At 68.4% G+C, this 24,149-nt stretch carries 19 protein-coding genes; 3 read left to right on the top strand and 16 right to left on the bottom strand.

Annotated features, from left to right (window positions below; all coding sequences use genetic code 11):
• Nucleotides 1-233: 233 nt before the first annotated feature.
• From CA237_RS14300 to CA237_RS14245, 12 genes are all read right to left on the bottom strand, one after another.
• Nucleotides 234-2,120, bottom strand: coding sequence for an XrtA/PEP-CTERM system amidotransferase (locus CA237_RS14300; RefSeq protein WP_066687659.1), 1,887 nt, complete (start codon nucleotides 2,118-2,120; stop codon nucleotides 234-236).
• A gap of 1 nt (nucleotide 2,121) precedes the next feature.
• Complete coding sequence (xrtA, locus tag CA237_RS14295) at nucleotides 2,122-3,642, bottom strand: exosortase A (RefSeq protein WP_126014446.1); 1,521 nt, start codon at nucleotides 3,640-3,642, stop codon at nucleotides 2,122-2,124.
• Complete coding sequence (locus CA237_RS14290) at nucleotides 3,639-4,796, bottom strand: TIGR03087 family PEP-CTERM/XrtA system glycosyltransferase (RefSeq protein WP_206432983.1); 1,158 nt, start codon at nucleotides 4,794-4,796, stop codon at nucleotides 3,639-3,641. Before CA237_RS14290 ends, xrtA begins: the two co-directional genes overlap by 4 nt.
• A complete protein-coding gene (locus CA237_RS14285; protein WP_126014442.1) occupies nucleotides 4,793-5,842 on the bottom strand; it encodes a FemAB family XrtA/PEP-CTERM system-associated protein in 1,050 nt (349 codons plus the stop codon). The genes CA237_RS14290 and CA237_RS14285 overlap by 4 nt, the downstream gene beginning before the upstream one ends.
• Nucleotides 5,839-6,678, bottom strand: coding sequence for an XrtA system polysaccharide deacetylase (locus CA237_RS14280; RefSeq protein ID WP_126014440.1), 840 nt, complete (start codon nucleotides 6,676-6,678; stop codon nucleotides 5,839-5,841). The genes CA237_RS14285 and CA237_RS14280 overlap by 4 nt, the downstream gene beginning before the upstream one ends.
• Before the next feature lie 8 nt (nucleotides 6,679-6,686).
• Nucleotides 6,687-7,862 carry an AAA family ATPase gene (locus tag CA237_RS14275; protein WP_126014438.1) on the bottom strand — a complete coding sequence of 392 codons (1,176 nt, stop codon included), beginning with the start codon at nucleotides 7,860-7,862 and terminating at the stop codon, nucleotides 6,687-6,689.
• Between the two features lie 199 nt (nucleotides 7,863-8,061).
• Nucleotides 8,062-9,669, bottom strand: a complete 1,608-nt coding sequence (locus tag CA237_RS14270) for a hypothetical protein (protein WP_126014436.1) — start codon at nucleotides 9,667-9,669, stop codon at nucleotides 8,062-8,064.
• Nucleotides 9,666-10,556, bottom strand: coding sequence for an AAA family ATPase (locus tag CA237_RS14265; protein WP_066687645.1), 891 nt, complete (start codon nucleotides 10,554-10,556; stop codon nucleotides 9,666-9,668). Before CA237_RS14265 ends, CA237_RS14270 begins: the two co-directional genes overlap by 4 nt.
• Before the next feature lie 38 nt (nucleotides 10,557-10,594).
• Nucleotides 10,595-12,118: an XrtA system polysaccharide chain length determinant gene (locus tag CA237_RS14260; protein WP_066687644.1), complete on the bottom strand. Its 1,524-nt coding sequence runs from the start codon at nucleotides 12,116-12,118 to the stop codon at nucleotides 10,595-10,597.
• A gap of 1 nt (nucleotide 12,119) precedes the next feature.
• Nucleotides 12,120-12,755: an XrtA/PEP-CTERM system exopolysaccharide export protein gene (locus CA237_RS14255; RefSeq protein WP_066687642.1), complete on the bottom strand. Its 636-nt coding sequence runs from the start codon at nucleotides 12,753-12,755 to the stop codon at nucleotides 12,120-12,122.
• A 138-nt stretch (nucleotides 12,756-12,893) separates the two neighbouring features.
• Nucleotides 12,894-14,126, bottom strand: a complete 1,233-nt coding sequence (locus tag CA237_RS14250) for a pyridoxal-dependent decarboxylase, exosortase A system-associated (protein WP_241215498.1) — start codon at nucleotides 14,124-14,126, stop codon at nucleotides 12,894-12,896.
• Nucleotides 14,123-15,625: an AMP-binding protein gene (locus CA237_RS14245; protein WP_126014432.1), complete on the bottom strand. Its 1,503-nt coding sequence runs from the start codon at nucleotides 15,623-15,625 to the stop codon at nucleotides 14,123-14,125. The genes CA237_RS14250 and CA237_RS14245 overlap by 4 nt, the downstream gene beginning before the upstream one ends.
• Before the next feature lie 1,010 nt (nucleotides 15,626-16,635).
• Between CA237_RS14245 and CA237_RS14240 the strand changes: the two genes are divergently transcribed.
• From CA237_RS14240 to CA237_RS14230, 3 genes are read left to right on the top strand one after another with little or no spacing between them, the layout of a single operon-like run.
• Nucleotides 16,636-16,908, top strand: a complete 273-nt coding sequence (locus CA237_RS14240) for an acyl carrier protein (protein WP_126014430.1) — start codon at nucleotides 16,636-16,638, stop codon at nucleotides 16,906-16,908.
• Nucleotides 16,905-17,567: a hypothetical protein gene (locus CA237_RS14235; protein WP_126014428.1), complete on the top strand. Its 663-nt coding sequence runs from the start codon at nucleotides 16,905-16,907 to the stop codon at nucleotides 17,565-17,567. Before CA237_RS14240 ends, CA237_RS14235 begins: the two co-directional genes overlap by 4 nt.
• On the top strand, nucleotides 17,552-18,325 hold the full coding sequence (locus CA237_RS14230; protein ID WP_126014426.1) for a hydrolase 1, exosortase A system-associated: 774 nt from the start codon (nucleotides 17,552-17,554) through the stop codon (nucleotides 18,323-18,325). The genes CA237_RS14235 and CA237_RS14230 overlap by 16 nt, the downstream gene beginning before the upstream one ends.
• On the opposite strand, the gene metH is transcribed toward CA237_RS14230, so the two are convergent.
• From metH to CA237_RS14210, 4 genes are all read right to left on the bottom strand, one after another.
• A complete protein-coding gene (metH, locus tag CA237_RS14225; protein WP_126014424.1) occupies nucleotides 18,312-21,002 on the bottom strand; it encodes a methionine synthase in 2,691 nt (896 codons plus the stop codon). The two genes, CA237_RS14230 and metH, sit on opposite strands and share 14 nt — an antisense overlap.
• A 121-nt stretch (nucleotides 21,003-21,123) precedes the next feature.
• Nucleotides 21,124-22,173: a homocysteine S-methyltransferase family protein gene (locus CA237_RS14220; RefSeq protein ID WP_066687628.1), complete on the bottom strand. Its 1,050-nt coding sequence runs from the start codon at nucleotides 22,171-22,173 to the stop codon at nucleotides 21,124-21,126.
• Between the two features lie 23 nt (nucleotides 22,174-22,196).
• Complete coding sequence (metF, locus tag CA237_RS14215; RefSeq protein WP_066687599.1) at nucleotides 22,197-23,138, bottom strand: methylenetetrahydrofolate reductase [NAD(P)H]; 942 nt, start codon at nucleotides 23,136-23,138, stop codon at nucleotides 22,197-22,199.
• Nucleotides 23,135-24,088: a metalloregulator ArsR/SmtB family transcription factor gene (locus CA237_RS14210; RefSeq protein WP_066687597.1), complete on the bottom strand. Its 954-nt coding sequence runs from the start codon at nucleotides 24,086-24,088 to the stop codon at nucleotides 23,135-23,137. Before CA237_RS14210 ends, metF begins: the two co-directional genes overlap by 4 nt.
• Nucleotides 24,089-24,149 lie beyond the last annotated feature (61 nt).

Raw genomic sequence — 24,149 nt, 5'->3', positions numbered from 1 at the left:
CGTTGCAAGCCCGCACCCTCTGGGTGATCCATGAAACGCGCCCCTCGCAGCCTTCAACACCATGTTTTATATAGGAAATATAATGGTCAGGACAGCGAAATCAGCGCCTTACTTGGGAAATGTGGGTTAATACCACGCTACCGTCACCCCGGACTTGATCCGGGGTCCCGCTTCTCCTTGCACGCTCGGTAAAAAGCGGGCCCCGGGTCAAGCCCGGGGTGACGGTAACGAGACTACCCGAACAACCGTCGCGCACTACGCTCCAGCATCACCAGCTGCCACAGCGTCCGGCCATGCTCCGCTCGACCCGACCGATGCTCCGCCGCCAGTCGCTCGATCGCATGGGGCTCGAACCACGTCGCCAACACCGGCGACCGCGCGAGCCCCGCCGCCTCATCCGCCAACGCCCCCCGGAACCACGCGCTGACCGGGGTCACGAACCCCATTTTGGGCCGATACAGGATTTCGCGCGGCAGCCACGGCTCCAGCGCCTTCTTCATCAGCCACTTGCCCTCGCCCCCGCGCAACCGCAGCTTTGCCGGCAATGTCGCGCAGAACTCGATCAGCCGATGGTCGAGCAGCGGCTCGCGCGCCTCCAGTGCCACCGCCATGCTGGTCCGGTCGACCTTGGTCAGGATGTCACCCGGTAGCCAGTGACGGAAATCAGCATATTGCGCCCGGTCGAGTGCATCGCGCCCCGGCGCCTGCCGCATCGCCGCGACATAGCGCTCTTCCCCGCGATAGCCGCCCAGCTGCCGCGCCATCGCCTGCCCGTACAGCCCGTGCCGCACCGCCGGCGTCGTCACCCCCACCGCCTGCGCATAGGCCTCGTCACCATCCTGCGCGAGCGCCAGCAACGTCGTCTTGGCGCGGAACGGGCGCGGTGCCCAATCGGCCTTGGGATAGACATCGCCCAGCGCCCCGAACACCGGTTCCCGCAACCCCGGCGGCAGCAGCGCACGCACCCGCTCCTCCGCCGCATGGAACTTGTACCGGCGGTACCCGGCCAGCGCCTCGTCCGCGCCATCACCCGACAGCGCGACCGTCACCCGCTCGCGTGCCAGCGCGCATACCTGATAGGTCGCCAGCGCCGACGCATCGGCAAAAGGCTCGTCGAACGCCGCGACCAGCGTGTCGATCACGCCGAAATCGTCCGACCGCACCGTCCGCACCGCATGGTCGGTCGCAAATCGCCCCGCGACCAGCCCCGCCGGCCCGCGCTCGTCATGGCCCGCTTCCTCGAACCCGATGGTGCAGGTCTGCACCGGCGACCGGCTCGCCTCCGCCATCAGCGCCACGACCGCCGACGAATCGACCCCGCCCGACAGGAACGCGCCGAGCGGCACATCGGCGACCATCCGCGACCGCACGCCCTCGCGCATCCGCTCGACCAGTTCCGCCTCGAGGTCGCGCGCGCTGCCCTTGGCCCGCTTCGAAAAGTCGACGTCCCACCACCGGACCGGCTGCGGCACGCGCCGCCCGCGCTCGATCAGGAGGAAATGCCCCGCGGGCAGCTTCTTCACACCGGCCACGATACAGGCGTCGTCGGGCACATAGCCGAGCGCCATATAATCCTCGATCGCCGCCGCATCGGGCGTCCGCCGCACCAGCGGATGGGCGAGCAGCCCTTTCAACTCCGACGCGAACGCCACCGCGCCGTCGCCCAGCTCGACATAGTGGAACGGCTTCACCCCCATCCGGTCGCGCGCGATGAACAGCGCCTGCCGCCCCGCATCATGGATGGCAAAGGCGAACATCCCGTTCAGCCGCGCCAGCATGTCCGGCCCCCATGCCGCCCAGGCATGCAGCAACACTTCCGTATCGCCCTGGGTGCGGAACACCGCGCCCTTGCCCTGCAACTCGGCCCGCAGCTCGGCGAAGTTATAGATTTCGCCGTTGAAGGTGATGACGACCTGTTCGCCCGGCAGCGCCATCGGCTGCGGACTGCCTGCGACGTCGATGATCGACAGCCGCCGATGGCCCAGCCCCACGCCCGGCGCGGTCCATACGCCCGACCCGTCGGGGCCGCGATGCGCCTGAACATCGGTCATCGCTGCGATCCGTGCCGGATCGACCGGCTTTGGCTGCACGCTATGATACAGGCCGGCGATTCCGCACATCTCAGCGCATTCCCGCTGCGCGGTCGGCGATCGCGTCGACCGGCCCCGCCGCCTTTAGGAAATCGGCGATCGCCTGTCGCGGGTCGTGCCCATCCCTGCGCGCCGATAGCAGCAGGGCGACGCCGCGTTGCGGGCCGCCGAGCAGCTTCGCCTTCAGCGTCTCCCACTTCACCCGGTCAGCGCTGCCGGTCGTGATAGATCCGATGCGATACCAGGTCGCGACCTCGCGCTCGACCGGGCCGGGCGCGGCCATGCGCAGCGACGCGCTGCCGGCGATCGGCGCGGTGTCGGCGATCCGCACCCAGCGGTCATTCTCGCGAATCGCGCCTGTTCCGAACCCTACCAATTCATGTCCTTCGCCCTGCGAGCCATAGAGCGCAACGACCATGTCGACGCTGCGGCCCCTCGCATCGCCATAGCGCCCGATCAGGAAATGGTCAGCGCCCGGATAATTCGGAACCCAGGGTTCGCCATCGACCGCGATCCGCCGCCATCCCGCCACCTGCGGCAGTTCGATCCTCGCCGGCAACACCTGTGCCCGCCGGTCGACGATCCAGCCCCATGCCGCAAAGCCGACCGCGACCGCCAGCACCGCCGCTGCCGCCAGCGACCGGTCCGCCGCGCGCATCGGCATCGCAGCCACGCTAGCCACGTCGAACCACGGCGCATCGGGATCGCGATCGAACCAGCGCCAGCCGAGCGCCAGTACCCCCGCCATGGTCAGCGCGAAGAACACCCAGCCATAGACAATATGGTCGAACCCGGTCGCCGCCTCGACCGACGTCAGATGCGCGGCATAGATCGTTCCCGCAGCCCGCACGCCATTGGCCAGGACCGGCACGATCAGCGCCAGCGCCATGAACGCGATCCGTCGCCCCCATGCGACGTAACACACATTGGCGACCAGCGCGCCATAAGCGACCATGGCGATGACGAACTTCGACCCCGAACACGCCTCCGCCACTTCGAAATAGCCGTTGGGGATGGTGATGAGCACGCCATCGACCGCCGCCGGCACGCCCAGCAGATGCAGCAGCGGCATCGTCAACGACACCGTCGCCGCTTGCAGCGACGGCTCCATAAAATCGCCGAACGGCACGAGAAAGACCATATAGGCCAGCGGGAAGGCGATCCCGCGCGCGACGCGAGCGCCGAGCAACGCGACCACCGCCCCCTGCAACATCGCGACCAGCCCGACATGCCGGAACAGCGCCACCGCCGCCGCTTCCCCGACCAGCCAGAGCGTCCCGCCGCCGGCAACGATCGCCAGCCCGGGCCACCACGCCTGCGGGGTCAGTTGCGCCAGGTCGCGCCGCCGCTGCCACACCAGCCAGCCGATGATCGGAGCGACGAACAGGCAATGGCCATAGGTGGTCGAATTCCACCAGATGTCCGCCATATCGGCCGCGTCGCGGTGAAAGATCGCCAGCAACGCCGCCCAGATGCCACCCAGCGCCAGCAACGCCCGCCGCCACGCCGGGTCCGTCGCCGCCACGGACTGGTCGAGCGCGACGCTGTTCATGCCAGCCCCAGCAATTCGGCCAGCGGTGCCAATCGCGCGTCCCAGCCATAGCGCTCGATCGTCCGCGCCCGCGCCGCCTGCCCTACCGCATCGGCTGCGACGGGGTCGGACAGCAGCTCCCGAATTTCCCGTACAAACCCGGCCGCATCGCTCGCGACCCGGATCGTCCCCCGATGGTCGATCCCTTCGGCGGCGGCGGTCGATGCCACCACCGGCCGCGCCATCGCCATCGCCTCCAGCACCTTGTTCTGGATACCCCGCGCCAGCAACAGGGGCGCCACGACCACGGCGGCAGCGGCAATCCACCCGCGCACGTCCGCGACCTCGCCGGTCACGACCACCCGCTCGCTCTCCAGCGCCCGTACCGCCGCGGTCGGACTACGCCCGACGATCGCAAAGCGCGCCTCCGGCACCAGCGGCAGCACCTCGCCCGCGAACCAGCGAACGGCATCGATATTGGGCCGGTAATCCATCTGGCCGGTAAAGACGATCAGCGGCTCCGCCTGTTCGACCGGCACGACGCCCGCCGGATCGAAAAAACCCGTGTCGATCCCATTCTCGATCGCGACCACCCGCTCGGCACCGGACGCCTTGCGAAACAGGTCGGCCTCCGCCTCGCTCACCAGCAGCGACGCCCGCGCCCGCCCCGCCACGTCGCGTTCGAACGCAGCCAGCTTGCTTGCCTCGCGCCGCATCATCCAGCGCATCGGCCCATGCGCATCATCGGCATAAGCCGCGAACTTCGCCGAATCCATGTCGACGAAATCCATCACGAACGGCACGTCCGCCGGCACATACTGCGCCATCTGGCCCGAATAGACATAGACGGCATCATAGCGCCGCTCGGCCAGCAACTCCGCCACCGCGCCCCACATCGCCGCGCTGTCGAACGCCGCCTCCGACGCGGTCCGCCCGCCCGCCAGCGCCTCGAGTGCCGCCCGCCCATTGCCCTTCGTCCGCCGCAGCACGGCCACGCTCGCGCACCACTGCCCCAGCGCCGCCTCATGCCCCATGTCGCGCGGATCGTCGGCAAAGGTCGCCAGATGCACCCGCCCCAGCCCGCTCAAATGCCGCAGCACATGATGGCTGCGCACCTTGTCGCCACGATCGGGGGGATAGGGAACGCGGTGGGCGAGGAACAGGATGTCGCTCACCCCAGCCCCTTCGCGATGAACGGCCCGACGCGATTGGCGACGGCGACCGGCAGCTTCTGCCACGCCGCGATCTTCAGCCGGTATTTGGGGTTGAGCGGGCTGGCATCGCGTGGGCGCTTGCCATCCGCGGTCCATGTCGGATAGCCCAGCGGCTCGCCGACAAAGCCCCAGTTCTTCTTGTACGCCGCCGGCCCGGTTCCGACCTTCGACCGGCCGAAATCGAACGCTGTGCAGCCCTTGGCCCGGGCATGCCGCATCAGCTCGAAATACATCCGCTCATTGGCCCGCAGACCCCGCGCCGCCGCCGTACCGCCACCCCAATAGGGATAGACCGTGCCCCGCCAATAGACCGACAGCACGCTCGCCACCGCCACGCCGCCATGCCGCACGGTCAGCACATCGGCGTCGTCCCCGAACCGCCGCACAACCTCCGCGAACAGCGACCGCGGAAACACCGGCGTACCGAGATTACGCACTGACGTCCCATAAACATGGAAATGCTCCGCCAGCGCCGCCCGGTCGCGCCCGATGGCGATCTCGAACGGCTCGGCCAGCGCCTTGCGCACATCGGCCCGCTGCTTGCGCGGGATCGCCAGCAATTCGGCGTCATCGTCGTTCGCCAGCGGCCGCGCGAACCCGACATAGCGGCTATCGTCCCACGTCCACCCCGCCCCGTCGATCGGCACGCCGCCACGCATCTCGATCGTCGGACAGCGCAGCTCCCGCGCCAACTCGACAGCCGCCGCCGCCAGCGCCGCGCCCGCCGCCGGGTCGCTCGCCAGAACCCCGCCGCCAACCCCGAACCCGGTCGACACCAACGCCGCCCCGAACAACGGCGAACGGACATGGGTCAACGGCACGACGCCCTTGAGCACCCCGCCATCCTCGGCCACCAACATCCGGTAATTCTGCCCGCACCCCGCCGCCGTCGCCTCACCCCAGACGGGAAGGTGGAACGGCGTGCCATCGGGATGCTCGCCCACGAACGCCTCGATCCGGGTGCGCTCGCCCGCATCGGCCAGATCGGCCCGCCGTACCGCGATCACAGCGCGCCCGCGCGCTCGGCGACGATCCGGTCCGCCCGGCCCCAGTCATGGTTCGCCATCAACCGTTCGAGCTTGCCCGCCATCGCCCCCAGCCGCGAATAATGCCGCAGCTTCGACTTCAACGGCGCATTCTTCACCCGCGGCTGGCCGGGATCGATCTCCCAGGGATGGAAATAGAACATCGCCGGATGCGCCTCGATCCGGTTGCTGCGCACCACCGCATCCTCGACCACCCGGTTCGGCAACAGGCGAAAGAACCCGCCCCCCGCCGACACTTCGCGCCCCAGCACCTTGGCCAGCGTGATCGGCCATTCGATCAGGTCGCTGCCCGCGACCGGCCGGTGCAGCACGCGCGGCGCATCCTTCCAGCCATAATGGTCATGGGTCAGCGGCGCGACCGACGACGAATAGGCATAGCCCGCCTCGGCCAGCACGGCATGCGCCCATGGCGTCCGCCGGTCGATCGAAAAGCTCGGCGCGCGATATCCGGTCACCGCCTGCCCGCCCGCATCCTCCAGCGCCGCCTTCGCCCGTGCCAGATCGTGTCGGAATTCGTCGGCGGTCATGGTGAAGACGCGCTTGTGATCCCAGCCATGGCTCGCCAGCTCATGCCCGCCGGCCACGATGCGCTGCATCAACGCCGGAAAGCGATGCGCGACCCAGCCGAGCGTGAAGAACGTCGCTGTCACCCCGCTGGCGGCGAACAGGTCGAGCACCGCATCGGTATTCGCCTCCACCCGGCATTCGAGCGTATCCCAGTCGCCGCGGTCGATGACCGTTTCGAACGCCCCGACCTGGAACCAGTCCTCGACATCGACCGACATCGCGTTGCGCATGGGGTGCGTCAGCCGGCGGCGCGGATCGACGACAGGTCGGGACGGCGCTGTTCGCCCTCGACCCAGTCCACCAGCAGGGTCAGCACCCGGCGCAGCGCCGCATCCTGTTCCTCCAACCGTTCCTCCAGCGCCGCGATCCGCGCGACCAGCGCGTCGCGGTCCGCTGTGTCCGCCGGCGCGGCGGCTTCCTCGATGACCGGCGTCGGCCAACCAGCGACATCGACCACCGACAGGTGGATCGGGCGCGGCGGCATCGGCGGCGGTGGCGGGGTCATCGGCAACGGATCGGCATCGACGACCGGGGTCGCCTCGGCCACCGGCGCCGCCTCTACCCGCACGGGCGCGGCGGGTTCGGGCGCATGGGTCCCCATCCCGTCACCGTCGAGGTCCGCGATCACCTGTTCGATGTCGAGCGACCTGAACCGCTCGATCCCCTCGATCGCGCCGTACAGCAGCACCCGCCCGGCGAGCTGGTTCAACCGCCGCGGCACGCCGCCCGACCAGTGGTGCAGCGCCGCCAGCGCATCCATGCTGAAACTGGGCGAACCATTCCACCCGACGATGCCCAGGCGATGTTCCAGATACGGCCCGACCTCCTCGACGCCCATCGGCTCCAGATGGTGCATCGCGATCACCCGCTGGCGCAGCTGCTCCAGCCGGTCCGACCCGTGCAGCCGCTGGCGGAACTCCGGCTGGCCCAGCAGGAAGATCTGCAACAGCGCATAGCCGCCCGCCTGGAAATTCGACAGCATGCGCAGTTCCTCGATCGATCCGACCGGCAACGACTGCGCCTCGTCGATCACCAGCAACGTGCGCCGCCCCGACCGCGCGACATTGTGCAGGCCCCGCTCGATCGCTTCGAGCAGCTGCGCCTTGGTCAATCCATGGTGATCGACATCCAGCCCCGCCGCGACCAGCCGCAGCAGGTCGTCCGCCTCGATCTGGGTCGTGACGATGCGGATGACGTTCAATCGCTCGGGATCGATCGTCTGCATCAGGTGGCCGAGCAGCGTCGTCTTGCCGGTGCCCGGATCGCCGGTAATGACGATGAAGCCTTCGCCCTGGCTCAACCCGTAGCCGAGATACGCCATCGCCTTGCGGTGCGTCGCCGTGTCGAACCAGAAGGCCGGATCGGGCGTCAACTGGAACGGGCGACCGGTCAGGCCATAATGATCGTCGTACATCATCGTCTCCAATGGCGGGACCGTAGCCGCCAATCGGTTGAATGTTCGTTTATAATCCGGCGAATTTACCCTGTTCCGTTCCCGGCCGGTAGGGGTGCACGACTGCTCGAACGACGTCGGCGAAAGGCACGCCCACCTATCCCCCCGTCATCCCGGGCTTGACCCGGGGTGACGATACGAACACGGCGGCGGCGGCCCGTTAGAACCGGAACCCGACCGCCAGCAACGCCTGCGCGATCAGGTCCGACTGGCTGCGCTCCACGTCGAACCCGTACACCCCGGCGGTCAGGCTGCCATAGGCCCGCCCGAAGCTGCGATAATAGCCGCCCTGCGCACCGCCGCCCCATGCGTCCAGCCCGCCTTCGATCCCGCTGGCGAAATAGTTCGCATACAGGTCCGCACTGACCGACGACCGGCTGTCGAGCGCCCATTGGCCGAAGCCCTGGACATAATAGCTTTCGTCGCGCGTGCGGTAGATGACCGCACCGGGCACCGGCGGGATATAATAGGCCCGGCTGGCATAGCCCGCGCCCAGCCCAAGCCGCGTCGGCCCTCGCGTGATCGAATAGACCGCATCGATGCCCCGCGCGCGGAAGGTCGCCGCGCTGACCGACTGGAATACCGGGGTCAGGCATCCGCCGGCATTGGACGCGCCCTCCGGCGTCACGCCTCCGCCGAACACGCACCCGCCATAACGCGCACCGAACGGGTCCTCGCCCCCGATATAGTTGATCGGCAGTTGCGACAGCGAACCGGTCAGCTGCCGCCCGAACGTCGTCACGCTGTCGTAAACGCCGACCTGCAACGCCGATGCCGGGCTGACCTGCCATTGCAGCGACCCGGTATAACTCATCGACCCGTAGCGCCGCCCCAGCCGCGCCTCCAGCGCGGTGCGGGGGCTGGGCCGCCACAACACGCCCGCGTCCCAGATGATGCCGTCGGTGTCATAGGCGATGCGCGGCGCCGATGCCGGATCGGTCACGAACCGTCCCGCCCCGTCGACGACCGGGATATTCTGCGCATCGAGCAGCGGGTCGCGCTGCGTCACCTCGATCTTTTCGTAGCCGACGCCACCGACCGCCGCCAGCGTCCGGGTGATCGGCAGCACCGCATCGACCCGGCCGTACGCGCCCTCGAACTTCTGGTCGAGCTGCCCCGCATCCTCGCGCAGCCACGCCCCCGACACGGTGAAGCCGATCGGCAACAGCGTGCCCGCGCGGGTGCCGGCGCTGCCCATCACCAGATGGCTGGTCGCCTCGTCATAATAATCCAGCCGCCGCTGCCCCGGGGCCAGATCGATCACGCCCGGCGTCTCCGCCTTCACATAGCCGAACTGGTAGGTGCCGTTGACCGCGAACGGTCCGACCCGCGTATTGACGCTCGGCCCGGCATAGAGGCCATAGACCTGCGCGGTATTCACGTTGCTTGCATTGACCAGCGGTCCGAACCCGCCGCCGCGCGTATCGCCCTGCGCGCGCGTGGCGATCGCGCCGCCTTCCAGGTTCAGCCAGCGGGTAATCTGCACATTGGCCCGCGCCAGGCCCGAATGGACGTCGCCATTGCCGAAATCGTCGCCCCAGTCGATCAGCCGCTGATACTGGTAATTGGCCTGGACCTGCACCCGCTGCGTCGTGATCGTCGCATCGACCCCGGCGGTCAGCTGGGTATAGGTCACCACATCGCCGTCGTTCAGATCGGCGAGCAGCACCTGCCCCGCCTCGATATAGGGCGACACCTCGACCCGCTGCGCCAGCGCCGGGCTTGCCGACGCTGCGACCACGACCGGCAGGGCGAGCCAGCGCATCATTCCTTATCCTGCCCGTAATAGCCGAACCGCGCCCCTTCCGCCCGGTACGTCGTCGCGTTCAGCAGCAGCTGGATATCGTCGCACCCGTCGAGCAGCGCCACCGCCTCGCGCAGGTCCGATTCGCTGCTGCGATCGGCGCGGACCACCAGCACCGTCTGCCCGACCAGCGACGCCAGCACCGCGGCCGGCGACGCGGCGAGCGCGGGGGGCGAATCGAAGATGACGATCCGGTCGGGATCGGCGCTCAGCAGCCGCTCCAGCACGTCCTGCGCATGGTCGCTACGCAGCAACTCGGTATCGGCGTTCGTCCGCTTGCCCGCCGGCAGCACCGACAGCTGCGGCACGTCGGTCGGGATCACCAGCGCCTCGACATCGATCGCCGGATCGCCCAGCGCGTCGAGCAGCCCCTGTCCGCTCGCGGCGATGCCCAGCCGGTCGAGAATGTCGGGCTTCGGGAAATCGGCATCGACCAGCAGGATCTGCAAATCGCGCTCCGCCGCCAGCGACAGGGCGAGGTTGATCGCACAGAAGGTCTTGCCGTCGCCCGGCTGCGCCGAACACACCAGCACCATGCGCGCCGCCTGCGGGTCGCGCTTCTCGATATCGGCGGCGGTGGTCAGCAGCTGGCGCTTCACCAGCCGGAATTCCTCGGCCAGCGCCGTCACCGGACCACCGGGCACCAGCATCCCCGCCTCGGCCAGCCGTTCGCGATCGATCCGCGCTGGATCGAACGGACGGATGCGTGCCGGCGGCATCTTGCGCGCGGCAGGCTTCGCCGCGACCGGCGGCGGTGGGGGAGGCAGGTCGGGCATGGCGACCGGCGGCAGTTCGGGCTTCGGCCCCAGCTGCCAACGATCCGCCGCGCGCTCCAGCAACGATGCGCGCATGGCCCGGTGCGATTGGTCGTTCACCTTGTCATCCCCACTCACGCCACCAGCCCGCGCTGGGCGAATTCCAGCCCCAGCAACAGCACGAATGCCGCGACCAGCGCGCCCGCGCCACCCGCAAACAGCTTCAGGCGCCGCTTGCGTGTCTCCCGGACCGCATCGGTCACGACCTCGCCGATCGACCCCAGCACCGGCATCCCGCTGATCTTTTCCAGCTTCTGTGCGGTGGCAAAGCTGGTCCTCACCCGGCTGAGCGCAAAGGCGATGCCGACGCCCGCGCCGATCCCGACCACCAGCACGCCCAGCAGCAGCAGCGGCCGGTTGGGTGCGGTCGGTTTGCTCGGCTGGGTCGGGGGATCGATCACGTTGAACTTCAGCGCATCGGTATCGGTCTGCACGCTGCTGCGCAGCCGCACTTCCTCACGGTCCTGGAACAGCGCGTCATATTGTTGTTTCAGCGACGCGATATCGCGGTCCAGCTGCGACTGCTGCGCCGCCGCCTGCGGGTCGGCCGCGATCTTCGCCTGCAGTCCGTTCAGCTGGCTTTCGATCTGGCTCTTGCGCTGCTGCAGCTCGGCCACCCGCGCCTGCCGGTCGGCCTGGGTCGCGCGCAGTTGCAGGTAGAACGGGTTGGGCGACGCCGCCGTGCCGCCGCTGACGCCGCCACCCTCGCCCCGCGCCGCCGCTCGCGCAGAAGCCAGCTGGCGATTGAGCGCCACCATATCGGGATGCTGATCGGTCCAGCCGCGGCTGCGCCCCTCGGCGATCTGACCCTCGATCGCATTCAGCCGCGCCCGCGCCGGCCCGACCATCGCCGTCCCCGCCGTCCCCGGCAGCGTCGCCGCCGTCCCCGCCATCTGCGCATTGGCCGCATTCAGGCTCGACTGCGCCGCCGCCAGATCGCCGTCGATCTGCGCCAGCTCGCTGCGCGCATTCGACATGCGGTCGTCGAGCGACCCGGTGCCCGGCAGCATCGCCATATATTGCGCCTGGAACGCCTGCCGCCGCGCCTCGGCATCGGCCAGCTGCTTCTGCCGCTGCGATAGCTGCTGGTCGAGGAAGCGCAGCGACTGCACCGTCGCGTCGCGGTCGCTGGCCAGGTTGTCCTGCACGAAGATGTCGATCATCTTCTGCACGACCTCGCGCGCGACCTTCGGATTGCCCGACGTCGCCGAAATCTCGAACAGATTGTCCTGCTGCTGCGTCAGCTTGATCGCATTCTGCAACGACGCGATCCGGTCGCCCACGTCCCGGTCATTGGCGACCGTCTCGTTCAGCGACGTGCCCCGCACCACCTTTTCGAGGTTCACGGCGGACGTCAGCGTCTGGCGGATGCGGTCGATATTCTTCGCCTGATCGTTCTGAGCGACCGCCGCCTCGGCACCGGGCAACACCTGCCGCATCTGCACCATGACTCGCGCGGTCGACTGATAGCTGTTGGGAATCTGGCTCACCGCCAGCCATCCGCCCAGGCACACCACCCACGCCACCGCCAGCGCGATCCAGCGCCGCTGCCAGATCGCGTGGAGGATCAGCTTCAGCTCGTCGTACAGCCCGTCCATCTCAGAACATGCTCTCGGGGATGATGATGACGTCGCCCGGCTGCAGCTTCACGTTCGCGCTCGCATCGCCGTTCTTGAGCAGGCTGGAAATCCGCAAGCCGAATTCCGACTGCTTGCCCGTCGCGCGGTCATACCGCACCAGCCGCGCCCGGTTGCCCGACGCATATTGGTTGAGCCCCCCCACCGCGATCATCGCGTCGAGCAGCGTCATGTTCGCCCGGTACGGCAGCGACGCGGGCTTCTCCGTCGCCCCCACCACGCGCACTTGCTGACTGAACGTGCCCGAGAAATTCTCGACGATCACCGAAACCAGCGGGTCCTTCACATATTCGCCCAGCGCCAGCTTCAGGTCGTCGGCCAGCATCGCCGGCGTCTTGCCGGTCGCGGGCATGTCGTTGATCAGCGGCGTGGTGATCCGCCCGTCGGGGCGCACCTGCACCTTGGTCGACAGTTCGGGGTTGCGCCACACGAAGATGCTCAGCTGGTCGAGCGGCCCGATGACATAGGCCTCGCCCGGCGCTTCCTTCGCCTGCACGAACGGCGCGGGCGGCAGCTCGGGGCGCGTCGCCCCCCCGGCGCATCCGCCCAGCAGGGCCATCAGCGCCACACCCGTCCCCAAACCATGACTGCGACGCATTACCATACCTCGTTCCGAACGAGCGCAGCCGCAACCGGACTGCGCAGGACTGCCCCTGCTATGCTGCCAAAGGGGTAAAGATAGGGTTGAGTATAGACCCGATTCCCGCGACGCGCACCATAACGGGACTCCGCGCGCTTACCCGCGCTTTGCGACGAACAGTTCGCGCGCCGGCGGGTGGCCCAGAAACGCCGCCGGGCTGGCCGTCGCACCATAGGCCCCCGCCTGGAACAGCACGATCGTATCGCCGACCGCGACCGCGGGCAAAGCCACCCGGTCGGCCAGTCGGTCCAGCGGCGTACACAGGCACCCGACGACCGACGCGGTCATCGCCGGCGCTGCGTCCATCCGCTCCGCCACCGCGACCGGATAATTGCGCCGCACCACCGTCCCGAAATTGCCGCTCGCGGCCAGCTGGTGATGCAGCCCGCCATCGACCACGACGAAGGTCTCGCCGCCGCTCTCCTTCACATCGACGACCCGCGTGCAATACACCCCCGCCTCCCCGACCAGCCACCGGCCCAGTTCGACCGCGAAACCGGTCTCGGCCAGCACCGCCCCGCGCCGCGCCAGCGCCTCGCCCAGCGCCTGCCCGACGCCCTCGACATCGACCGGGGTGTCGCCCGCGAAATAGGGAATGCCGAACCCACCGCCCAGATTGACGAACGCCGGCACCGCCCCCGCTTCTTCCGCCAACCGTTCGGCCAGCGCCAGCGTCGCCGCCTGCGCCTCGACGATCGCCGCGCTGTCCAGCGTCTGCGATCCGGCAAAGATGTGGAACCCATGCCAGTCCGCGCCGACGGCGACCAGCCGCTTCACCAGCGCCGGCACCCGCGCCGCATCGATGCCGAAGGGCGACGCGCGTCCGCCCATCCGCATCCCAGACCCGCGCAGTTCGAAATCCGGGTTCGCCCGCACGGCAATACGCGGGGTGCGCCCCAGCCGGTCGCCGATCGCCAGCGCCCGATCCGCCTCGCCCTCCGACTCGACATGCAGCGTCGCGCCGGCCGTGATCGCCGCCGCCAGTTCGTCGTCGCGCTTGCCGGGACCCGCAAAGCTGATCGCCGCCGCCGGCTTCACCGCCAGCGCCATCGCCAGTTCGCCGCCCGATGCGACGTCCAGCCCGTCGACCATGCCCGCCATCGCCGCCAGCACGTCGCGATGCGGATTGGCCTTGATCGCATAGTGGACCCGCACCGCCTCCGGCAGCGCCGCGCGCAACCGCGCCACCCGCGCCGCCATCGCCGCCCCGTCATACAGGAACGCCGGCGTATCCCCGGCGCGTTCCAGCAGCTCGGCAAAGTCGACTCCGCCGACCATCAGCCGCGACAGTCCGGCAAAGCCCGCCGGGATCGGCCCGACCGGCTTCACGACCGCACCGCCTGCTCGGCAATCGCCCGCACCGCCACCCGGTCGAGCTTGCCGTTCGCATTGCGCGGCAGCGCCTCGACCCAGACATAGTGCGATGGCTGCTGGAAACTCGGCAGCTCGCGCCGCAGCCGGGCTCGCACCACCGCCTCGGCATCCTCGACCAGCGCCCGCGCGACCACCGTGATCGCCTGCCCCTGCCGCTCGTCGGGCAGGCCGACCGCGACCGCCTCCGCCACTTCGCCGCCCGCCAGCACCGCTTCCTCCACTTCCGTAGGGCTGATCCGGTTGCCCGCCACCTTCATCATCTCGTCATCGCGCCCGACGAACCGCAGCAGCCCATCCGCGCCCAGCGCGACCGTATCGCCCGACCACACCGCCATCCCGCCGCTGTCCATCCAGTCCGGCGCCGGCCGGAACCGCGCCGCCGTCCGCTCGGCATCGCGCCAATATCCCTGCGCCACCAGCGGCCCGGCATGGACCAGCTCGCCCGGTTCCCCCGGATCGGCGCGACTGCCATCGGCGCGCACCACCGCCACCTCGGCAAAGGGAATGGCCGACCCGATCGCATCGGGGTTCGCATCGATCAGCGCGGGGTCGAGATAGGTCGAGCGAAACGCCTCGGTCAGCCCGTACATCGCATAGAGATCGGCCCCCGCGAAGCGCTCGCGCAACGCCCGCACCATGCGCGGCGTCAGCGCCCCGCCCGAATTGGTCAGCCGCTCGAGCCGCGCCGCCGTCTCCGCCGGCCACTCCGCCTCCAGCAGCTGCGTCCATAGTGGCGGCACGCCGGCCAGCGTCGTCACCCCGAACCGCTCGACCGCCTTCACCACGTCGCGCGCCGTCAGATAATCGAGCGGCACCACCGCACCCCCTGCCATCCAGGTCGAAAACAGCTGGTTCTGCCCATAATCGAAGCTCAGCGGCAGCACCGCCAGCACCCGGTCGTCGGGGGTCAGCTTCAGGTAGCGCGCGACCGACACCGCCCCCAGCCACAAATTGGCATGGCTCAGCATCACCCCCTTGGGCCGCCCGGTCGACCCGGAGGTATAGAGGATCGCCGCCAGCGCATCGGGATCCCCGTCGCCTGCTGCCACCGGCTCCCCGTCCGGTGCATCGGTCAGCACCCGGCACCCGTCTGGCACATCCCCCGCCGCCAGCGCCGCCGTCCGCGCCGCCTGCGTCACCAGCACCGCCGCCCCACTATCCGACAGGATATGCGCCACTTGCGCCCGCTTCAGCGCCGGATTGACCGGCACATGCACCAACCCCGCCCGCGCCGCGGCCAACGGCATCACACACGCCGCCCGCGTCTTCGGCAACCACGTCGCCACCCGCGCACCGGGTTCGAGGCGCAACGCCGCCAATCCCCCCGCCATCCGGGCCACGGCCGCTTCCAACGCGGCAAAGCTCAGGACGCCGTCCCGGTCGATCAAGGCGGGCGCGTGCGCGGCAGCCAGCGCAGGCAGATGATCGATCGTCCGGGCAACAGGGAAATCCATCGCCGCGTCCTAGCGCCGATCGAAAGCCAGATACAGGGGGCGACGCCCCTGGTGGATCACCCACCTTACCGCGACGTCACCCCGGGCTCGACCCGGGGTCCCGCTTCTTCTGCCTCCGCGAAAGAAGCCCCCCGCCGCCTCGAAGAAAACCGCACCTCCGCGCAGGCGGGGGTCCAGACGCCGCATTCTCGTCCGCGCGGCTCATACGCAGCGTACCCCCGCGCAGGCGGGGGTCCAGAGCCCAACAAACCGACGCCGCGACCAACCACCCTGGATCCCCGCTTTCGCGGGGATACGGTGGCAGCCCCCTACTCAATACCCGTACCCTGACGCCGGGGTCCCGCTTCTTCTTCCACCTCCGCGAAAGAAGGCCCCCCACGCGCCGAAAGAAAACCGTACCCCCGCGCGGGCGGGGGTCCAGACGCCGCATTCTCGTCCGCGCGGCTCATGCGCAGCGTACCCCCGCGCCGGCGGGGGTCCAGAGCCCAACAAACCAACGGCAGCGACCAACCACCCTGGATCCCCGCCTGCGCGGGGGTACGCCGGCAGCGCCCCTCCTCAATACCCGTACCCCGGTGAAAGCCGAGGTCCCGCTTCTTCTTCCGCCTCCGCGAAAGAAGATCACCTCCGCGCAGGCGGGGGTCCAGACGCCGCATTCTCGTCCGCGCGGCTCATCCGCAGCGTACCCCCGCGCAGGCGGGGGTCCAGAGCCCAACAAACCGACGCCGCGACCAACCACCCTGGATCCCCGCCTACGCGGGGATACGCCGACAGCGCCCCGCTCCCGCCCTTCCTTACCCCGACGAAGGCCGGGGCCCCGTCGGGGGACGTCAGCGACCTTTCGATACGCGGCACCAACTGGACCCCGACCTCCGCCGGGGTACGACAAATCCCGCTCCGAGCGCCCGCTCCCGGCAGAGTCATTGACCCACCACCGGGCGACCAACACACCCCGCTTGGCAGCACCCCGAACAACCCCTAAACCCGCGACCAAACAGGGGAGTTACTACGTGGTCCAGACAGGTTCGGCTTCGATCGAGGAAACGGTCCGCGCGGTGTTGCGCGACGTGCTCGGCCTGTCGGACGAACGGGCGGCGGCGTTCGACGACGCGACCCCGCTGTTCGGCGCGCTCCCCGAACTCGATTCGATGGCCGTCGCCGGCGTCCTGACCGAGATGGAGGACCGGCTGGGCATCCTGATCGAGGATGACGATATCGACGGCGACACGCTCGAAACCTTCGGCTCGCTGGTCGCCTTCGCACGCGCCAAGGTTCCCGCTTGATCGACCGCTACGACTGGCCCGGTGGGCATGAGGCGCTGTGGCGCTTCGGTCCCGATACCGGTCCGGTCGTAATGATGCTGCTGCCCCCGTTCGAAGAGGCGAACCGCACCCGCACCTTCGCAGTGCGTCTGCTCCGCGAACTTGCCGCGCGCGGTATCGCATCGGTCCTGCCCGACCTGCCCGGCCAGGGCGACAGCCTGCTTGCCACCGAAGCCGCGACCCTCGCCGACTGGCGCGCCGCCGTCACCGCGCTGGTCGCCGCCATCGACCGCCCGGTCGTCGGTGCGGCGATCCGCGCCGGTGCCTTGCTCGACTGCGACGCCGACCTTGCCGGCCGCTGGCACCTCTCGCCCCAGTCCGGCACCGCGCTGGTCCGCGAACTCGGCCGCATCGCCAGCGGGATCGACCGCAGTGCCGCGATGGTCGAAATTGCCGGCAACCGCATCGCGACCGCGCTGCTGGACGAACTCGACGCGGCGCTCCCCTGCGACGCCCATCCCCGTCGCATCGTCCGCCTCGGCACCGATCCGAAGGACGCCGACCTGCGTATCGACGCCGCGCCCCTCTGGCGACGCGCCGAACCGGGCGACGATCCGACGCTCGCCGAACAGCTCGCCGACGACCTCGCCGCATGGAGCCGCGCATGCGTCGGCTGGTGACCTTTCCCTGCCTGGGCGAAACCCTTGCCGGCACGCTCGACGCCGCGCCCGGCACCACCGGCCTGCTGATCGTCTCGGGCGGCAACGAACTGCGCATCGGCGCGCATCGCGGCATGGCGCTGCTCGCCGCCGACATCGCGGCGGCGGGCTATCCGGTGCTGCGGTTCGACCGGCGCGGCCTCGGCGATTCGACCGGCCGTAACGAAGGCTTCCGCGCGAGCGCCCCCGACATCGCCGCCGCCGCCGCTACGCTCCGCGACCATGCCGGCGTCACGCGGATGTTGGCGTTCGGCAATTGCGACGCCGCGACCGCGCTGGCGCTGTTCCACGCGCAAGCCGGGATCGACCGTCTGGTCCTCGCAAACCCCTGGATTGTCGAGCCTTCGGGCGACCTGCCGCCCCCCGCCGCGATCCGCGCGACCTATGCCGCCCGCCTGTCCTCACCGGCGCAGTGGCGCCGCCTGCTGACGGGCGGTGTCAACTTCCGCCGCCTGGCGCAAGGTTTGGCGACCATTGCCCGGTCCTGCGGCACCCAAAACGACCTCGCCCGAACCTTTGCCCGGTCCCTCGCCTCTGGAAGCCCGGCCGATATCCTGCTGGCGACCGGCGACCATACCGCCGTGGCATTCCTCGATGCGTGGCACCTTCGCAACCTTGCCACCCTCCACCACCGCGACAGCGACAGCCACAGCTTCGCCCGCCCCGGCGACGCCGACTGGCTCCGCGACCGGCTGCTGGACGCCCTCAGTCGAGATTAGGCCGCAGCCACCGCTCCGCCTGCTCGATGCTCACGCCCCGCCGGGTCGCATAATCCTCCAGCTGGTCCCGCCCGACCCGCGCCACGCCGAAATAGGCGCTGTCCGGATGCCCGAAATAAAAGCCCGAAACCGCCGCCGTCGGCAGCATGGCAAAGCTGTCGGTCAGCGTGATTCCAGTGGCTTCGCTGGCGCCCAGCATGTCGAACAGGATCGGCTTCTGGCTATGGTCGGGACACGCCGGATAGCCCGGTGCCGGGCGAATCCCGCGATACTGCTCGCGGATGATCGCCTCGTTGGTCAGCTGCTCGTCCGGCGCATAACCCCACAGCTCGGTCCGCACATGATGGTGCAGCCGCTCGGCGAACGCCTCGGCCAGTCGGTCCGCCAGCGCCTTCAGCAGGATGTCCTGATAATCGTCGTTATCTGCCTTGAACCGCGCGATATGCGGGTCGATCCCGTGGATCCCGACCGCGAACCCACCCATCCAGTCGCCCGCCGGATCGACGAAATCCGCCAGGCACATATTGGCCCGCCCCTCCCGCTTCTTCACCTGCTGGCGCAGGAACGGCATGCGGATCGCATGGGTGGCGTGGGTCGTCTGCATCGGCGTCGCAAAGTCGTGCGGCACCCCCGACAGCGGCGACACCCGCCCGGCCTCCATCGCCGGCTCCAGCTGCTCGGCCGGCACGTCGACGATCACGTCGTCGCCGTCCCGCCGGCAATGCCACAGCGCCGCAACCCCCTTTGCCGTAAGCCATTTCTCGGCGATGATCCGGTCCAGCATCGCCTGCGCATCGGCATAGAGCGACGTCGCGCTTTCCCCCACGACCTCGTCGGTCAGGATCGCCGGAAAATTGCCCGCCAACTCCCACGCGCGGAAAAACGGCGTCCAATCGATATAGTCGCGCAGGTCCGCCAGGTCCCAGTCGTCGAACACATGCCGCCCCGGCTTGTTCGGCGCGGCCGGCTTCTGGCCGAAGTCCGCCACAAATCCATTGGCCCGCGCCTCCGCAATCGGAGCGAGGTCGCTTTGCCCCTTCCCCGCCCGCGCGATCCGCACCGCCTCATAGTCGGCCGCGATCTGCTCGACATAGGCATCGCGCGCGGTGTCGCTCACCAAGGTCGTCGCCACGCCTACCGCCCGGCTGGCGTCGAGAACATGGACGATCGGACCATCATAGGCCGGTGAGATGCGCAGTGCCGTATGGACCTTGGACGTGGTCGCACCACCGATCAGCAGCGGCATGGTCATGCCCGCGCGCTTCATCTCCTCGGCGACGGTGACCATCTCGTCCAGCGACGGCGTGATCAGGCCCGACAGGCCGATCATGTCGGCGTCATTCTCGTTCGCGGCCTCTAAAATCTTGGTCCACGGCACCATGACGCCAAGGTCGACCACGTCGAACCCGTTGCACTGCAGGACGACGCCGACGATGTTCTTGCCGATATCATGCACGTCGCCCTTGACGGTCGCCATGATGATCTTGCCCTTGCCCTTGGCGCCGGGCTCCTTCGCCGCCTCGATGAAGGGCAGCAGATGCGCGACCGCCTTCTTCATCACCCGCGCGGACTTGACGACCTGCGGCAGGAACATCTTGCCCGACCCGAACAGGTCCCCAACGACGTTCATCCCGTCCATTAGCGGCCCTTCGATCACCTCGATCGGCCGGGCGAATTGCTGGCGGCATTCCTCGGTATCGTCGACGACATGCGCGTCGATGCCCTTGACCAGCGCATATTCGAGCCGCTTGACGACGGGCAGCGAGCGCCATTCCGCCGCCGCCTTCTCGGCGACCGCATCGGTGCCCTTATACTTCTCCGCCAGCGCGATCAGCCGCTCGGTCGCGTCGGGATCGCGGTTGAGGATCACATCCTCGCACGCCGTCCGCAGCTCGGCATCGATCGTGTCGTACACGTCGAGCTGCCCGGCGTTGACGATCCCCATGTCCATCCCCGCCGGGATGGCGTGGTACAGGAAGATCGAATGCATCGCCCGCCGCACCGGCTCGTTCCCGCGAAAGCTGAACGACAGGTTCGATAGCCCGCCCGAGATATGACAATGCGGGCAGCGCGCCTTGATCTCGCGGCACGCCTCGATGAAGTCGACGCCGTAGTTGTTATGCTCCTCGATCCCCGTCGCCACCGCGAAGATATTGGGATCGAAGATGATGTCCTCGGGCGGAAAGCCGATACCGGTCAGCAGCTTGTAGGCACGCTCGCAAATCTCGACCTTGCGGTCCTTGGTATCCGCCTGCCCGACCTCGTCGAACGCCATCACCACGACCGCCGCGCCATAGTTCATGCAGATGCGGGCATGGTGCAGGAACTGCTCCTCGCCCTCCTTCATGCTGATCGAATTGACGATCGGCTTGCCGGACACACACTTCAGCCCCGCCTCGATCACATCCCATTTGGAACTGTCGACCATCACCGGGATGCGGGCGATATCCGGTTCGGCCTGGATCAGCTTCAGGAAGGTCGTCATCGCATGGTGCGCGTCGAGCAACCCTTCGTCCATGTTGACGTCGAGGACCTGCGCCCCGCTCTCGACCTGCTGCAGCGCGACCTCGACCGCGGCGGCATAGTCGCCCGCCATCACCAGCTTCTTGAAGCGGGCCGATCCGGTCACATTGGTGCGTTCGCCGATATTGACGAAGTTGGTCGAGGCGTTGGTCATGTCAGCTTTCTCTCCCTCTCCCCTTCAGGGGAGAGGGTCGGGGAGAGGGGAATGTGCGGAGAGGGCGGTGAACGTCCCCTCTCCCAACCCTCTCCCCTGAATGGGAGAGGGCTTTTAGCAGCTACGCCGCCATCGTGAACGGTTCCAGCCCGGCAAGCCGCGTCTGTACCGGCACGCCCGGCACCTTGCGCGGCGCGACGCCACGAACGCGATCGGCCATCGCCTTGATATGCGCCGGCGTCGATCCGCAGCAGCCGCCCAATACGTTCACCTGCCCATGATCCGCCCAGTCGCCGACCAGCGCCGCCGTCGTCTCCGGCGCTTCGTCATAGGCGCCCAGTTCGTTGGGCAGGCCGGCATTGGGATAGACCATGATCAGCGTGTCGCAGATGTCGCTGAGCGTCTTCACATGCGGGCGCAGCTGTTCCGCGCCGAACGAACAGTTCAGCCCGATCGTCACCGGCTTCGCATGACGGATCGCGTGCCAGAACGCCTCGACCGTATGGCCCGACAGGTTGCGGCCCGACAGGTCGGTCAGCGTCATCGACAGCATGATCGGCAAGTCGCGCCCCAACGCTTGGCCGGCCTCGATCGCCGCCAGAACCCCGGCCTTGGCATTCAGCGTGTCGAACACCGTCTCGATCAGCACGAAGTCAATGCCGCCGGTGACCAGCGCATCGATCTGGTCGCGATACACGCCCTTCAAATGGTCGAAGTCGATCTCGCGATAGCCCGGATCGTTGACGTCCGGTGATAGCGAGAGCGTCTTGTTGGTCGGCCCGATCGCCCCCGCCACGAAACGCGGGCGTCCGTCTCGCGCAGCATAGTCGTCGGCCAGCCGGCGAGCGATCCGCGCGCTTTCGATGTTGATATCGGCGACCAGCGCCTCCGCACCATAATCCGCTTGGCTGATCAGGTTCGCGCTGAAGGTGTTGGTCGACACGATATCCGACCCGGCGTCCAGATAGGCGCGGGTGATCGTTTCCGGCACCTCCGGCTTGGTGATCGCCAGGATATCGTTGTTGCCCTTCTGGTCGTGGCCGAGCGTCAGCGAGCCGGCATAATCCGCCTCGGACAGCTTCCAGTTCTGGATTTCGGTACCGAACGCGCCATCGGTGATGAGGACGCGCTGGGCGGCTTCGGCGTTCAGCCGTTCGCGGGCGGTGGTCATGTCGTGTTCCTCAAACCGTGAGTTCAGGCCGCGGCGGCGACCGGCGTCGCCTTCGGCCGCAACCCCATCAGGTGGCAAATGGCGTAGGACAGTTCTGCGCGGTTGAGCGTGTAGAAATGGAAGTCGCGGACGCCGCCGGCATAGAGCTTGCGGCACATTTCGGCGGCCACCGTCGCGGCGACCAGCTGCCGTGCGCCGGGATGATCGTCCAGCCCTTCGAACAGCCGGTCCATCCACGCCGGAATCGACGCCCCGCACAGACCGGCGAACTTGCGGACCTGCGCCACATTCGACACCGGCAGGATACCCGGTACCAGATCGGCGTTGATACCCGCCGCCGCCGCCGCGTCACGGAAGCGGAAGAACGCCTCGGGCGTGAAGAAGAACTGTGTGATCGCGCGGGTCGCGCCGGCATCGATCTTGGCGCGAAGGTTATCCAGATCGGCCGCCTGATGCTCCGAATCCGGGTGGCATTCGGGATAGGCCGCGACCGAAATCTCGAACGGGTGCAGCTTCTGCAGCCCTGCAACCAGCGCCGCCGCATTCTCATACCCATCAGGATGGGCGACGAACTTCTGCCCCATGGTCGGCGGATCGCCGCGCAGCGCGACGATATGGCGGACGCCCGCCGCCCAATATTCCTGCGCGACCTGATCGATCTCGGCGCGGCTCGCCTCGACACAAGTCAGATGCGCGGCGGCGGGCATCGACGTCTCGCGCGCGATCCGGGCGACGGTAGCATGGGTCCGCTCCCGGGTCGATCCACCCGCGCCATAGGTGACGCTGACGAACTTGGGGGCGAGCGGCTCCAGCGCGCGCACCGTTTCCCACAACGCTGCTTCCATCTTCTCGGTCTTGGGCGGGAAGAATTCGAAGCTGACCGCGCAATCGCCGGCCAGATCGGCGAACAGCGGCGCATCGAGCGCGCGGCGCGCTTCTTCGAGATCGGAAATGGTAGGAGTCATGCCGCCTTCACCTCTTGTACGTCGTACGCCCGCCGCGCCATCCACAGCTTGACCGTCAGTTCGCCGCCACCCAGCGTCTGGATCGACACCGGTGACAATCCCGTTTCCGCGAACCAGCCCAGCATCTGTTCGTCGGAGAAGCCCAGTCGCGCATGGGCATCGCGAACCCGCAGTTCCTCGCGCTGATGCGGCGCGAAGTCGCAGATCAACAGCCGACCGCCGGGCCGCAATACCCGCGCCGCCTCTGCAATCGCCGCACCGGGATGCTGCACGAAATGCAGGACATGATGCAGCACCGCGGCATCGGCCGCCCCCGCCTCAAGCGGGAGCGCCTGAATGTCCGCCTGTCGCAATTCGGCATGGTCCAGTCCGCGCTCGGTCAGCTTGGCTCGCGCCAGTCGCAGCATCTCCGACGACCGGTCGATGCCGATCGCCTGCTCCGCCTGCGGAGCGAACAATTCCAGCATCCGCCCGGTACCGGTGCCAATATCGACCAGCAGGCCGATCGGATCGGAGCCCAGCGTCGCCAGCATCGCCCGTTCGACCTGCTCCTCCGCGACATGCAGCGAACGGATCGCATCCCATTCGCCGGCATGCGCCTCGAACCAGGCGGCGGCGGCGGCGGCGCGATCGGCCCGCACCTCCGCCAGTCGGGCGCCATCGATCTCGCGCCACGCGTCATCGTCCGCTACCCAGGCATCGAGCGCCTCCAGCAGCGGCGCGACAAGCGCCGGCTCCCCCAGCGCGACGAATACCCAGCTGCCTTCCTTGCGGCGGACCGTGAGCCCGGCATCGCACAGGATCTTGATATGGCGGCTGACCCGCGGCTGGCTCTGTTCCAGCACCTGCGCCAATTCGCCGACAGACAATTCCATCGACCGCAACAACCCGATGACCCGCAAGCGGGTCGCGTCGCTGGCGGCGCGTAATATGTCGAGGGCCGGTGCCATGACTATTGATATAAAGAAATCTTTATATCAGGTCAATCGGCGAAACCATGCGCCGCCCGGA

This window comes from Sphingomonas sp. ABOLH, assembly GCF_003951715.1.
Classification (GTDB): domain Bacteria; phylum Pseudomonadota; class Alphaproteobacteria; order Sphingomonadales; family Sphingomonadaceae; genus Sphingomonas; species Sphingomonas hankookensis_A.
Note: the sequence above shows the minus strand (reverse complement) of the source record. Positions and strands in the feature narration are given on the sequence as shown.